Source organism: Dysgonomonas sp. 216 (genome assembly GCF_010501065.1).
Taxonomy (GTDB): Bacteria; Bacteroidota; Bacteroidia; order Bacteroidales; family Dysgonomonadaceae; genus QVMM01.
In genome coordinates this window covers 118,236-133,610 of record NZ_QVMM01000007.1, presented here as the reverse complement: position 1 = coordinate 133,610, position 15,375 = coordinate 118,236, and the positions used below count along the sequence as shown (strand labels likewise).

General features: G+C 39.5%; 9 protein-coding genes and 1 other RNA gene. 8 read left to right on the top strand and 2 right to left on the bottom strand.

Translation table 11 applies throughout. From position 1 onward, the window contains the following. Both D0T53_RS05920 and ssrA read right to left on the bottom strand, forming a co-directional pair. Positions 1-197 (bottom strand): phBC6A51 family helix-turn-helix protein (locus D0T53_RS05920; protein ID WP_255489402.1); only part of this gene is annotated, 197 nt, incomplete at its 3' end. 185 nt (positions 198-382) lie between these two features. Further along, positions 383-781, bottom strand: a transfer-messenger RNA (tmRNA) gene (ssrA, locus tag D0T53_RS05915). Between the two features lie 338 nt (positions 782-1,119). Here ssrA and D0T53_RS05910 point away from each other — a divergent pair. The 8 genes from D0T53_RS05910 (at position 1,120) to D0T53_RS05875 (ending at position 15,353) form a co-directional block, all read left to right on the top strand. After that, the gene (locus tag D0T53_RS05910; protein WP_163266045.1) at positions 1,120-2,469 is read left to right on the top strand and encodes a DUF4026 domain-containing protein; all 1,350 of its coding nucleotides are present in this window, start codon (positions 1,120-1,122) and stop codon (positions 2,467-2,469) included. 116 nt (positions 2,470-2,585) lie between these two features. After that, positions 2,586-4,745: a translation factor GTPase family protein gene (locus D0T53_RS05905; protein ID WP_163266043.1), complete on the top strand. Its 2,160-nt coding sequence runs from the start codon at positions 2,586-2,588 to the stop codon at positions 4,743-4,745. 715 nt (positions 4,746-5,460) lie between these two features. Further along, complete coding sequence (locus D0T53_RS05900; protein ID WP_163266041.1) at positions 5,461-5,664, top strand: hypothetical protein; 204 nt, start codon at positions 5,461-5,463, stop codon at positions 5,662-5,664. A gap of 295 nt (positions 5,665-5,959) precedes the next feature. After that, positions 5,960-7,471: a T9SS type A sorting domain-containing protein gene (locus tag D0T53_RS05895; protein ID WP_163266039.1), complete on the top strand. Its 1,512-nt coding sequence runs from the start codon at positions 5,960-5,962 to the stop codon at positions 7,469-7,471. A gap of 40 nt (positions 7,472-7,511) precedes the next feature. Continuing rightward, positions 7,512-12,665, top strand: a complete 5,154-nt coding sequence (locus D0T53_RS05890; RefSeq protein ID WP_163266037.1) for a T9SS type A sorting domain-containing protein — start codon at positions 7,512-7,514, stop codon at positions 12,663-12,665. After that, entirely contained in the window at positions 12,662-12,937 is a 276-nt protein-coding gene (locus D0T53_RS05885) for a hypothetical protein (protein ID WP_163266035.1), read from the top strand. The genes D0T53_RS05890 and D0T53_RS05885 overlap by 4 nt, the downstream gene beginning before the upstream one ends. 500 nt (positions 12,938-13,437) lie before the next feature. Then, entirely contained in the window at positions 13,438-13,641 is a 204-nt protein-coding gene (locus tag D0T53_RS05880; protein WP_163266033.1) for a hypothetical protein, read from the top strand. A 56-nt stretch (positions 13,642-13,697) separates the two neighbouring features. After that, entirely contained in the window at positions 13,698-15,353 is a 1,656-nt protein-coding gene (locus D0T53_RS05875; RefSeq protein ID WP_163266031.1) for a T9SS type A sorting domain-containing protein, read from the top strand. The last annotated feature ends 22 nt before the right edge of the window (positions 15,354-15,375 follow it).

Below are 15,375 nucleotides of genomic sequence, written 5' to 3'. Positions count from 1 at the left end.
GCAAGACGGTACAAGCGTTCCTGACGCTCTTCGATTGCTTCTTCAACAGCCTGAGCAAATTCGGGTTTGTTTTTCTTCCATTCGTAAAACGTTTCGCGGCTTATTTCTACTGCATCGCACACGTTAGCAATCGACAGGTAATCTTCGGAGATAAGGATGCAAATTTTTTCTACTGTTTCGGGGGTATACTTAGCCATAATTCTAGTGGTTTTAAATATTAGTTTTTTCTTATAGATAAAACCTCCGAAAAAAATCTGTTTTCGTTATTGTTCCTCCATTTCGGTACGGAATTTTAAATAGCTTTTTTGCTTGTTTTATTAAAACAAAAATCCCTGTAAACTTTTAATTTACAGGGATAAAGTGCGTTTTACTTTTTCTGTCTAAGTGGAGCTGCGGGGACTCGAACCCCGGTCCAAACAAGGAACTAACTTGCTTTCTACATGCTTATCTTCGCTTAAATTGTCGGGAGTGGGCAAGACCGAAGCCACCAACCCAAACCTTATCTTCTAAATTTTCAGTAAACAGCCGAAGCATCTGCTCACCTATCTCCGATTTACCTGCACCACCGTATCGAAATGCTTCGAAGCCACAGCTTTCGGGCGATGTCTTGTCCTTACACCTGTGCAAGGATTAAGCTAAAATCTACTATACTTCGATTAAGCAGCAAGAGCGTAATTGTTATTGCCAGTTAAAATTTTGACGTCTAAGATTATAGTGCCAGCCGACTATGCACTGCATGCTTACAAACCACTTCATCTCGCTGTCAAAGCCAGTCAACCCCATGAGTTTGTTTTTGCCTGATATATAATGCCTTACTATCAGATTGTAGATATTGAATAGCAAACAGATAACAATAAACGATAGCAATTTGTTTAAACAATACCTAAATGCAAAGGTAATGATTTTTTTATATTGTAAAAAAGGACTGTGTTCCTAAAAAGAAGCCTGCCAAAATATATGGTGTTTGTTAATGGATAAGAAACAAGCCGAAGAAGAAACATCCGAATATAAAAGTGAATAATACACAAATAAATTTTTTCTAAATTCGTACTTTAACATCTTTGATTTTCCATAAGTTTCTTTTATATTTGAGACTACTCAAAAAAATAGATAAAATTGATGGATAACAAACTTAAATATGAGATGCTTGCCGATGGAGAATCGGTTGTTTCGTCTTCGATGGGAATAATACCGATGCACAAAGGTTTTGCGTTTTCCGAAGACTCGATAAAAAGCGCTCTGAAATCGAGTAAATATTTTAAATTAGTATCGTTCGATAAACAAGAGGACGATCGGGATACCTATTATGCCGAGATAGAATATTGCGGCACATCGTACGAGGTGAAGCTCTTTGTCGAGCCTGTAAAAAATATAGGATTAAACGATTTTAGTTTTGCTAATCAAATTGATGAGAATGACCTGAAAACAGCTCAGGAGCAGTCTGCATTTTTAAGTACATCGCTTTTTTTTGGCGATAATATTCTGGAGTCGTTTCATCTGCAACTGAAAATTATGGATGCCATTGTGCCCGAAGCCAGTTTGGTGCTCGATTTTATGTCGTATCGCCTGTTGTCGGCAAAGTGGCTAAAAATGACTGCCAAGTCGGATATTCCTCCTTCGCCCGATTACTTGTTCAGCCTTCATGGTGTTTATAGCGAAGATAAGGGAACAAAACAATATTGGTTCCATACGCATGGTTTACTAAGATGCCGTTCTATCGAACTCGAAATATTGGGCGTTACAGCGGGGCCCGAACAGATGAACGACCTTATAAATATGGTTGTGAAGAAGTTTATTAAAGATCCTTCGCGCGAAAGCGAAAAATTTCAGATAGGTTACGATGGTCTGGGTTTGCACTTGGCATGGTTGCGCTGGGAAGAAGCTCTTAAAGATTTGCCCGATGATGTGTTGGGCGGAATGAAAGACAGGGAAGGAAATGTACATACCGAACCTGCCGGAGTTTTATTTGCGGTGGAAGATAATATTCTGGTGTCGCCCGAAATATTTGTGAAAACATTGGCCGATAACCCCATATTTTATATATCGAACGAAGAGACTCAGCGAATGAGCGATTTGGCGAGGGAAAGGTTCCCTATTTTTAAAAGCATGTTCGAAAAAACAAATAAGGTTGCTCCGCCTAAGCCAAAATCTTTTCTGTCGCGCATTTTCGGGAAAGATAATACCGAGGCACAACCGTCGCAAGAGCCATGGGATTATATAGTGAAGCTGGGGCTGACGGTAGACGATGCGACAACCGAAACTGAAAAAGAACATTTGTGGTTCAGGGTTTCCGATTTGCAGGAAAACTTAATAACTTGCGAATTGCTTAACCAGCCTTACTGGATTGCTGCGCTTAGTGCAGGAAGCATAGGTACATATCCTATGGATTTGTTAACCGATTGGGTAATATATTCGCCCCAAGGCGGATCTTACTCGCCCGATTCGGCGTATCGTTTAGGAACGATGTAAGAAATGAAAGAAGATATAAAGAAGTAGAATAAGATAACATATTAAAATAGAATAAGGGAAAAATGTCGCAGTAGAATTTTAATAACTTAGTGTTAACCAAAATAAACCTTTGAATCATGAAAATTTATCAAACAACCGAAATCAAGAATATTGCTATTCTTGGAAGTTCAGGGTCAGGGAAAACCACTCTTGCCGAAGCTATGCTTTTCGAGAGTGGAGTTATAAAACGCAGAGGTAGTGTAGGAGCAGGTAACACCGTTTCGGATTACTTTCCGGTAGAGAAAGATTATGGGTACTCTGTTTTTTCGAGTCTCATCTCGGTCGAGTGGATGAATCGTAAACTTAACTTTATTGATTGTCCGGGTTCCGACGATTTTGTCGGGAATGTAGTAACAGCTCTTAATGTTACCGATACGGCCCTTATGGTGATAAATGCACAATACGGAATGGAAGTAGCAACAATAAACCAATTAAGGTTAACACAAAAATTAGGAAAACCGGTTATCTTCGTTGTCAATCAATTAGATCAGGAGAAAGCCGACTACGATAATGTTATTTCCCAACTACAAGCCGACTATGGGTCGAAGGCGGTTGTTGTACAATATCCGGTAAATGTAGGTCCCGGGTTTAATGCCGTTGTAGACGTACTTACAAATAAAATGTACAAGTGGGGCCCCGAAGGCGGAGTGCCCGATGTACTTGAAATTCCGGAAGAGGAAAAAGAAAAAGCAGCCGATTTGCACCAAAAGCTGGTGGAAGCAGCTGCCGAAAACGAAGAATCGTTAATGGAAAAATTCTTCGAACAAGGAACGCTTTCCGAAGACGAAATGCGTATGGGTATACGCTGGGGATTGGTTAGCCGCCATATATTCCCTATATTCTGTGTGTGTGCCGAGCGCGATATGTGCGTGCGACGTACAATGGAGTTCTTAGGAAACGTTGTTCCTTATGTAAGAGATTTACCTGCTCCCATTAATACCGAGGGCGAAGAAATAAAACCCGATTCGGGTGCTGCAACAAGCCTGTTCTTCTTTAAAACTACGGTAGAGCCACACGTTGGCGAGGTGTCGTATTTTAAAGTAATGAGCGGTACGGTTCACGAAGGCGACGATTTGATAAATGCCGACCGTGGTTCGAAAGAACGTATGGGGCAACTATTCAGCGTTGCGGGTCAGCAACGTTCGAAAGTTGAGGAATTTGCAGCAGGAGATATAGGCGCAACCGTTAAACTGAAAGACGTGCGCACAGGGAATACACTTAACGGTAAGGGTTGCGACAATAAGTTCGACTTTATTAAGTATCCCAACCCGAAATATAGGCGTGCCATTAAGCCCGAAAACGAAAAAGATGTTGAGCGGTTGAGCGAAGCTTTGCAGCGCATGCACGAAGAAGATCCGACGTGGATTGTCGAAAACTCGAAAGAATTGAAGCAAACCATAGTTTCGGGGCAAGGCGAATTCCATCTTAAAACCCTGAAGTGGAGATTAGCCAATAACGATAAACTGCCTATTATATTTTCGGAACCAAAGATTCCTTATCGCGAAACAATAACTAAGGCGGCTCGTGCCGATTACCGTCATAAAAAACAATCGGGTGGTGCAGGGCAGTTTGGCGAAGTGCACCTTATTGTGGAGCCTTATTTCGAAGGAATGCCTGTTCCCGATACGTATAAAATAGGAGGACAGGAAATAAAAGTGCAAGCCCGCGATGTTCAGACTTACGATCTTGATTGGGGTGGAAAACTGGTGTTTGTGAACAGCATTGTGGGTGGTTCTATCGATGCCCGTTTCCTTCCTGCCATATTAAAAGGTATAATGTCGAGGCTTGAACAAGGACCACTTACCGGGTCGTATGCACGCGATGTAAGGGTTATTGTTTACGACGGGAAAATGCACCCCGTAGATTCGAACGAAATTTCGTTCATGCTTGCCGGGCGTAATGCCTTTAGTGAAGCATTCAGAAATGCAGGGCCTAAAATTCTTGAACCTATTTACGAGGTTTCGGTATTTGTTCCATCCGATAAAATGGGAGACGTTATGAGCGACTTGCAAACCCGTCGTGCCATGATTATGGGTATGGAAAGCGACCGAGGTATCGAAATTCTGAATGCAAAAGTTCCGTTAAAAGAGATGGCGAATTATTCGGTAGCATTAAGTTCGTTAACAGGAGGGCGTGCTTCGTTTATAATGAAGTTTGCGAGTTACGAACTTGTTCCGTCTGATGTTCAGGATAAACTGTTGAAAGAGTACGAAAACTCGCAAAAAGACGAAGATTAGTATTTTTGCTTATTGTGTACTGTCCTGAAACGAGTTAGGCAGGATTTACATTAAAATATTAAAAAAACCGATAGGTATTTACCTATCGGTTTTTTGTTTTACAGCTTCTTTTTATTTCTAAAATTCAGCTATATTAACACAAAAGTACTCGTAAAGAATATATTTTTAAAACATATTCGTACGCAAATAAGATATTTATTTTACTTTTGTGTCCGAAAAGAGTATAAATAGGCTTTTTACACGAGGAGTACAAATTGTTAACAAAGTAATTTCACACACACAACACACCTTTAGCCATGTTATCCTTATTGCGATATGGCTTGCCTGATTCTGATAAAAACCTTAGGTAAAACAACTAGCTTATTAATAAATCAAATACCCCTATCAACTCTAAATTCTCCCCTTATTTAACATAAATATACATTATTCAGTACTCAATATGCGTACATAATTATTGATGATTAGATAAAAAGTCCTCAATATGAATATAAAATTAAGAAATATTTGTACATAAAATAGATATTTATTATATCTTTGCCGGATATGAGCTTCTGTTATCGAAGTTTTTTTATTAGCAAAAGAAGAATTAAGGAGTAAAAAACCGAAAATGTTGAGTCTTTATCTTTTAGCAAAAAAACAAGTATGCATCTAATGTTTAATAGGTTAGGTGTGTATACTTTTTTGTTTAAAGCAATCATTTAAATAAAAATAATATATGGAAGAAGAAAGAATGAGTATCGAGCAAATTCGTGCACTCCCTAAAGCAGCAATCGCTCAAAAATATGGATGTTCAGTTCAGTATGTTCGTAAAATCCTTCAAGGAAAATATAATTTGACAACACTTCGTTCGAAACAAATAGTAAAAGACCTGGAGGATATTCTGAAAATACTGGAACGTGACACGAATGTTGAAAACTGATTTTTTGATGATTTCTTCAAAATAACACAATACTAAATAAACAGCACAAATGAATATTCATGAAATTGAAACTTTTATCTCTTATTGTTGCTTATACGGGCATTGTAAGAGAATATAAAACAGAACAATTAACACAAACATCTCCGGCTTTTAATTACATATTTTTTTAAGTCGTAACCTATTTCGGTTAGTGATCCTTCGGTTACTGTTCCGAAAGTAGCAATGGTTGTTTTGTTGATGAATAGCGAAAACGAATAATACAAACTAGTAATAATAAATTAAAAAACTACTTTTTATGAAATTTAGATTTTTACCATTGGCTTTGCTTCTTTTATTTTCTTATGGTAATATGTTGGGTCAGAATGTAGAATTTGAGACTACATACGAGGGTGCTTCTTTTACATTCGGTATTACAAGTAATTCCGGTAGTGTTGTATCTATCGACTGGGGTACAGGAGCCGGTCCCGAAAATGCAACTATTGCAGGTTTTGCTGTAACATGCCCATATGCATTGAGTGGGACAAGCACAATAAAAATATACGACGACAACCTACTTAATGTTAACTTTTTTGGTTCGGAGAAAAAAATACAAGCCGTAAAACTGAATTCGACTACACTGAATTCGTTTGCATGTACAAGTAATTCCGATGTAACTTCTATTGACCTGAGTCAGGTGCCAAACCTGCAGGGATTGAATCTTGAAGAGTGTGGCTTAACATCAATTAATTTGACTGGAGTAACAAATTTGACTTCGCTTCAACTGAATGGCAATCCTATTGCCAATTTAAATGTGGATTTGAACACAAATTTAGCGACATTAAACGTGAAGAATACTCCGATATCAGTGTTGAATCTTTCTGAAAATGAGGCGCTGATATCTTTATACACATCTAATTCGGGAATAACAGAGCTGGATCTTTCGGCGAATACCGAATTGCAGGTTTTAGAGTGTTTCGAAAGTAATATGACTGCCCTTGATGTTTCGGGTAACAATAAATTAAGGGAAATATGGTGTCGCGATAATACCATCGGTGTACTTGATGTGAGCAATATGCCCGACCTCGAAGTATTGCGTTGTAATAATAATAGCTTGCAAGTTCTTAATTTATCGGCTTCGGATAAGCTTACAACATTGGTGTGCGATAATAATGCGTTGGAAACTTTGGTTGTAAATCCCGGATGTTATACTGTATTAACAATATTGGATATATCAAATAATAAGCTCACTATCGATCAGTTTCCTAAAGTTCAGGTAACTACTACCGGAGGAAAAAATATCAAACATATTCCACAAAATATAAATGTAGTAAAAGTGAAGTTTCTGGCCGACGGGCAAAGTATTGATGTTTCGGCTTTGTATGCCGAAGGAACCGGAACTACTAATCTGAGAATATGTAAATCGGGATTAACTGCTAATTGGGCAGGGTATACAAATACCAGTGGAATGGTTTCATTCCCTTCTACGCACTACGATACCGAGATGTATGTATATGCTCAAAAAGCATTTTTTGGAGGACCTGTAAGATCAGACAATTTTACTATTACAGGTACTCCTGTGGGGATAGATGCAGAGAAAACTGATGAAGCATTAACTGTATACCCATCGGTGTTTACAACAGATGTGAAAATTAATTGCAAGGATGGGGTAAGTGTCAGAATATTTGATGTTATGGGTAAAGTTGTTTATTCGTCGGCATTATCGGGCGATGAAGAGCTTTTAAACTTATCGAAGTTAAGTACAGGTATGTATATTTTACAAGTTGATGTAGTTAATGCATCGTATACAAAGAAAATAGTGAAACAGTAAGCTCTTGTGGGTAAAGCTGATAGCTAAATAAATCTGCTATATGGAAAAAATTAAATTATTATTGCTGACGGTATTGTGTTTTACTGCTGTATTTAAGGCGGGGTCACAAACCAATCCGTGTGAGAGTCAGGTGTCGTTGAGCGCCCGTGTTGTGGACTCGCGATGCGTTGCCATGGGACAAGTGTATGTAGACTTTACATTTGCCGAAGGTAGTATAAATGCAGACAATTACAAGTTTATGGTTTCGCAACAGAACGACATAGATGAATTGTCTTTTCAGCCTTCGGATCCGGAAGAATATTACTGGGTGAATGTGGGTAAATACTATGTGTATGTAAAATATCTGTGTAATCTTTCGGGGCAGAATGTAATTTTGCGTAGTGGCCCTTACGAGGTTGGACGCTCGTTTACGCCGTTTGCCGTAAGTTCTTATACCTATTCTACTTACAGATCGCTGACATGTGGTGGCGTAGATCAGAAGAAAGGTTCTTTTTCGAGGGAAGTTTCGGGAGGAAGGTCTCCTTTCCGTTTCATTATTGATGAGGCTCCGGCTGCGTATACGGGAACAAAGGATACAACTATTACTTCTACTTCGGGTAGGGCTCGTGTTAACTTTACTAAAGTGCCTGCCGGAACCTATAAAGTACGCGTGCAGGACTCGTGTGTAAATGAGGTCACTTTTGATGTGATAGAGATAACTGCAGTGGAAAATAATCCGACGTTCACACACAATCTCGTAATATCGGGCAATGCTAATCCGTTCGGCCCTTCGGGCAATGCATCGGTAAAAATTGGTTCGTATACCAATCCGGCAGGTGCTTATGTATCGGGCAATGCTAATATCGGTTATTTTTATTCTTATGTGAAACTAACTTCGTATCCCGAGAGTTATAAAGGATCTAAATCGTGGAGTATAAGTTCTCCGTCAACATCGGTTACACTTTCATCCAGTACTAATTATCCTTTTATGCCGGGTAACTATGCCTGGGAAATGACAGACCCTTGCGGTAATATAATTGCCAGTTCAACATTTACAATAACATCTAAAGACGTTGAGCCCATTGCTTCGGATTATATTTTGCCCGATGTTTATATGAGTAAAGATTATGACTCTGATGGTTATTCGGAGACACATCCGAATGACTATAGTTATTGTTATGATAGTTTTTATGATAATTATTATCACGAGAGGCTGCAAAATGATATGCAGGTAAGAGTGGTTTCGAATCCTAAATATTATAATTCTGCAAAATATAGTTTGTATACCTATCCCGAAGATTTTGATATAAGCTTTTACGAACAGGATGGAACACTTGTAGAAACCTATAACCTGAGAGATATTTTTTATACTAAGTTCTATTGTAACGACTATATGGGAGGCAATACAGAGCCAAGGGTTAAGGTCGCTCCCAATATGGAGGTTATACTACCATCGAAACGCTATAGCCGCGACTCGTTAATGATAGATCATTCCAGATTATATAAGGCTACGATAACAAACAGATACGATACCGACTATTCGGTATTCGCTCCTGTCGATTACCTTTTGCAGTTGCCAAACCCGCCAAGTGTAAAACTTGCCGATTTTGGAGAATACAGGTTTAGGGGAGCTTCCGATTGTTTCTCTACGCTGTACTACAACCCATCAAGAAGTCATACAGTTCTTAATGAAGGTTTGTATGGTGTTCCTTTTAAAATAGTATTTTACGATGGGGTTACAAACGATTCGTTATATACTATAACAGCCGGTACCTCATATTCTGCTAATGATATCTACAGTTTGCCATATGGAAAAAATACGACTCCAAGATGGATAGTGTCTCCCGAAGTGGGCGACCAGTTTAAAATTAAGATATTCGATAATTACGGACAATTAGTGGGCGAGAAAGACTTTACGGCTCCAACACCACAGCCTTATACCGAGCCGGCAATTACTGCCCCCAGTATTTCTGTGAGTATCCTGCCAGACAGTTGTGGGTATTATCCTAATAAAGTAGCCTATTTTCGGTTAGATAAGAACTATTCTATTAACGGAGGTACCTTAAAGCTGGTTTCAGCTCCTGCTGGTATTCCAAGTGGTGTGCTGGGAGTGACAAGGGTAATTCCAAAAGCAGCGACTTCTTATCACTCTTTATATCCTTTTAATCTTGAAGATATAAAGGTAAGTTCCGGAACTTTAGACCTTCCGGCAGGTACATATACATTTTTGTATACTGACTCGTGCGGGCGCGAGGCTCCGCTTTTTTCAAAGCACTTATCTTACAGTGCCGATAAGCCTTATATTTTTAGTGATACACCGCCTGAAATTACAGCACAGAATTTCGACTGTACGGGAACCACCTATACCTTTGGTAACTGGAAAAATGTTATTGAGCAAACTCCATATCCATACCGATCTCATTATATCCGGATATCCGGTAAAAATATAAATTCTTACGGGTGCTGTTATGACGACTGGAGTGGTGGTTCATGTCCTTTCGTCGATTGGGAACTAGCTTGGGAACACGGCGGGTCTTATTGTGTTAACGATGTTTCGAACAGCAATTCGGTGTCTTTTAAAGTAACCGATTATATGGATACTATCAGAATTAAAGTATATGCAAGTATTAATTATTCGGCAGATACTTTAAATAGCTGTCAGGTTAGAGAGTATATGTATGTTCTTAAAGGAGGCTTTGTTGAGTTCGATACCGAGATAACGGGAGGGTACCGTTGTCCGGGGGCTGAGGTTGGCGTAGGAACAATTCTTATAAAGGCTAAAAACGGAATAGGACCCTACGAGTATAGCTTGTTTGCAAACAGAGACGATGCTGTAAATGGTGTTGCGATAGAAACAAATACAACAGGAGAGTTTTCGGGCTGGCCTGCAACCGGAAGCGATATTTTCTATGCGCAAATAACGGATAAAGGCTGTAACGAATATAAAGTAACAGGTATTGTTACCTTGCAAGACCTTGGTAATGCGGCGTTGTTGAGTGTAACCGGCGACCCTCGTAAATGTTATGGCGATTCGGCACAGTTGGTCTGCGTTCCTCTGGGCGAAACTAATTACTATTGGTATAATGCCGATAAAACTTGGGAAGTTAGAGACACCCGTACTCCGGTGGTTTCTGCCGATGTACTGATGGCTAAAGGAACGGATACATATACGGCCGAAATTGGTATTCCCCAGTGTTTCGACGGATTAGGTCAGCCAATAACCATAACCCGAAGTCTGGAAGTTTCGGTAGCTCCTACGGTAATGTACTGGAACCCCGACGCTACAGATAAAAACTGGAACAAGACCGACAACTGGCTGAACCAAGATGGTTCGATGGCAAATGCGGTTCCGGCTCCTTGTACAACAGTGCATATTTTGTCGAATGATGGAGGTAATTATCCGTGGTTAGATCCTGCCAATACTCCTGCTTTGGGAAAATATGGTTATCCGGCCTGCGATACGATAATTTATTATCATGGTTCGGAAACTGTTTATCCTCAGTATTTGCAGTATAATTTGGCCCGTATTCGATATAATTTCGGAGCTTATAACGGAAGTTTTGTTAATAACAGCCAGCCGGGAAATAATATGGACGAGCTTATCTACCCCAATGTGTTTGCTCCCGAGCCTATGCAGCGTGCCTATTGGTACTCGCTTTCGGCTCCGCTGAAAAAAATGACAGGTGGCGATTTTGGTGTAGGGCCTTATCCACAAATATATCAACGTGCGTTTATGGTTGTAGATCCGGTTGGAGCTACGCCCGGTTATAATTCTTTTTCGAAAACATTTGCTAAGGCTAATATCGATTTAGGTGGCGGAACCAATTATAATGCATTGGCTATTTGGATGCCTCCTTACAGATCGGCAGATCATCGTTATAAAAATCAGACAACCCTTGAGGCTTTGGACGGTAATATTGAAATACCATATTTTAATAATCCGCGTATAATGCAACATCTCGATTACCATGAGTATGATGAGGCTACAGAAACAATGAAGTTCTTGTATTACGATTATACTAAACCTCCGTATGAACTTACAGGCAGCTACGACGAAATTGTTCGTGGACTAGAGGCGTTCAGGTTTATTTACGAGAACAGCTATAATCGTCTCGATTCGATAACTTATCAGGGAAAACGTGTAGAATCGTATACCATGCCTCTGGATGCCGAGTCGGTAGGCAAGTCTATAATGATGGGTAATCCGTTTATGGCGCATCTTAACTTCGATAAACTATATGAAGCGAATTCGCAAACTATCGAAAATTATTACGAAATATACGACGGTAGTGGCTCAAAAACATTTGATGTTTATGCTCCCGATGTTCCGGGTGGAGGTACTATCACCACACCTTACATTAAACCTTTACAGGCGGTGGCGATAAAAGTAAAAGAGAGCCCGGTTTCTAATTCGATAATCTTCCCAATGGGAGGTATAACCGAAGGATACAGTGTTATGGCGCTGAATGCCGGCGATACACGTAGTTCGCGCGTTAGAAGTTCCGATCAGGGATGGATCGAAATGTATGGGATTGTTCCTCCGGCAGTAAGTGGTGGCGATAGTGTGAGAATACAAAGCAAATTGATGTTCAATTGCTTTGGCTCTAATAAAGGCAAAACTGTTTATCCGGCAAGTTATACCGAAAAAGCAGAAACATTCTTTATTGATGGTGTTGGAACAGCAAACATGTATCAGTACGAACAAAATAATACTGAAATCGTGAAACTTGGTTTGCAGTCACAATATCAAGGGTTAATGAGGCTCCGATTCGAAATAAAAGAAAACCTTCCTGCCGATAAGGTAATTTTGGTTGATAAACACCTTAATAATAATATGATGGAAATTCGTCGGGGTGTGGTTAATAATTACGACTTTATACACCGCTACGATAAAACCGAGTCGGGTCAGAAAGGTTTGGATACCGATCGTTTCGAGTTGCGTTTTGCTTATAACTCGGTAGGCATGGATCCTTTGAATGGAGATGAAGTTATTATCGGTTGCGATGGGTATAAACTGGCAGTTTCGTCGTCGGGTAAATTTATCGAGTCTGTTGCTCTTGTCGATATGCATGGCCGGATTATAGTGGCAGAAGCGGGTATAGCTTCGCTCTACTATGAGAAGGTTTATTCGGACGATATACCTTCGGGCGTATACTTTGCGAAAGTTATATTGGCTGATGGATCAAGTGAAATCAAGAAAATTGTAATAAAATGAAACATACAGGATTAATAATTTTGATTTTCTTTTTTCTTTTCGAACTTCCTTTGTTTGGAAGTGGAGATAAACTTCCTTCTGATGGAGTTTATAAAGAAATAGAAGACTCTTACAAGTTTGCTCAAACCGAATTACCTACTCAAACTTCGGATGAGCCTGATGGGCCACCTATCGCCGGAGAAGTTCCGCTAAATAATATTGGATTGCAATGTATTGCTATATTGGGATTAATATATTTTGTAGTAAAAAGGCGAAAGAGGGATATTGTTTAGATAAATAGTCAATAAAGGATATGCATTGCATATCCTTTATTGTTTTGTATATTTTATATTAACCAATGTTTTGATAGTATCGTATATGAGTATATAGTTAAATGATATTGTATAAAAAGTTTCCGAAACGAGTATAAAATTAAGATAAATTGTATTCTAATTGAATATTTATTATATCTTTGCGGAGAAATGAAGTTCCGTATTAATGGTTTTTTCATTGATAAAAAGAAGAATAAAGGAGTAAAAAAAGCTGCGAATGTTGTTTTCTCGTCTCACAGAAAAGTCAGTTACGGGTCTAATTTTTAACAAATTAGATTTGGATATTTATGCTGAAAAATTAGAGAGAGAGAGAGAGACCTGATTTAGTGGTATATCATATTCCGAACCATAGAGTCGGAATATACAAAAAATATTTAAGAAATAAAACGTGTGTTCACTATTGAATGATAGTGGATGCACGTTTTTTGTTTCAAGCAATCATCAAAAAAAAATAAAATAATATGGAAGAAGAAAAAATGAGTATCGATCAGATCCGTTCCCTACCTAAGGCGGCAATCGCTCAAAAATACGGATGTTCAGTACAGTATGTCCGTAAAATCCTTCAAGGCAAGTATCACATGACTACTATCCGTTCCAAACAGATCAAGAAGGATATCGAAGACATTATCAAAATACTGGAGCGCTATACCGATATCGAGAAGTGATAATCAATAGACGGCTTATTTACACAACATTATATATATAACACAAATACATATTTATGAAATCAAAATTTTTACCTCTAATTTTTTTAATACAAATTTTATTTACAGTTCCTGCCTATTCGGGTATTGTAACAGGTTCACCAATAGAATCAATCAGCAAAATCAAGGCCGCTACGATAAAGGCAAAGCTGGGCAGTGATAAAACCGTCCTATTCTCGGTAAATACTTCTTCCGAAGGTATCGAAGTCAGCTGGGGAGGTGTGTCAGACAAGAAGTTTTCTTATCCTACCAGTGGTATCAACCAGGAAGTTACGTATACCTACGGTTCTTCGGACAACGTGGGTGACGAGGTTGAGATCACAATTTATTGTAATGTCAACACCTTGTTTTTGTTCAATGTCATCGACCAGGGAGCCACTTCATTGTCTTTCGAGTCGGCCGGAGGAATGAACGGAATGTTGAATACGATCACTTCGATAGATAACCCTGTTTCAAGCCTCGAGGTTTCAAACCTGACGGCTTTACAAACCTTGAACTGTTATGCGAAACAGAACAATATGGCTGTCAGTTGCAAGCTAACAAGCCTTGATGTCAGCAGTAATACAAACCTTGTAAACCTTATATTGAACGATAACGAGTTGTTGACCAGTGTAAAGGTGTCGGACAATGCTTTTCTATCCAAACTGAACCTGAACGATTGTCCCCGTTTGGAAGACAATGCTTCGTTGCTTAGTTCATCCATGGTTGAATTAACAGAGTTCAGTGCCGCGAACAGTTTCACGGCGGTAAACATCCCATCGTTGCCAAAACTTAATAAGATAGAATTGGCGTGCAGCGGATCGAAAAAGCTGACATCGCTAACAGTCGGTAATTGCCCGCAGTTGAGCTATGTAGCCTGTTCGGGCAACAGCCTTACATCGTTAGACCTTTCGGGCTGTCCTTCCCTTCAGTCATTGAAATGTTCTAATAACCAATTGTCTACATTAGAAGTCAGTACATCAATAACCACTATGGATGTGGTTGACTGTTCCAATAATAAACTAGGCTTTGGTACATTTCCTCAGGTTGGGATAAGCACCAGTTTTGATTATTCGGGTCAGGTTAGTACGGCTATGAGTATTGTCGAAAATCCTGCTTATACAATCAAGCTCGATTTGCCCACAGTAAGGGCAGACTATAATCCTAGGGGAGTTGCAAGCCCCGTTTACAAGGTGTCCTGGTTTGTGGCTTTTGGCGGCACTGAGAGCTTTGAACTTTCGGAATTTGGGGAGGACCCTGTGCAAGCAGGAAAAATAATAAAGACACCGAATAAGGAAGAGTACTATTTTACTCCTGATTATTTAATCGAGTTAGAAGGAATCTTCGGGACGTTGGATGGTTTTTACGCGGAAGTCTACAATACGGGTTTCGGTACGATGATAACCCAGAGGACCGAACAGATCGAGTTGAACGGCTCGAGCGTGGGCATCAACCCTGAAGGGGATCATGAAAAAGTCGGTGTATACCCTAATCCGTTTGCCGAAGAATTGAAGGTTAGAGGAGGCAAGGGAAGCCTTGTGCGTGTCGTTAACCTTTCGGGTGTTTCGGTTTATACCACTGTTATATCTTCGGATAGCGCCACGATATTACTCACGGGTCTTCCTTCGGGGGTTTACTTTGTGGTGGTCGACGATTCGGGAGTAAGCACAACGCATAAAGTTATAAAGAAATAAACTCAATCTTATTCCGGGGGAA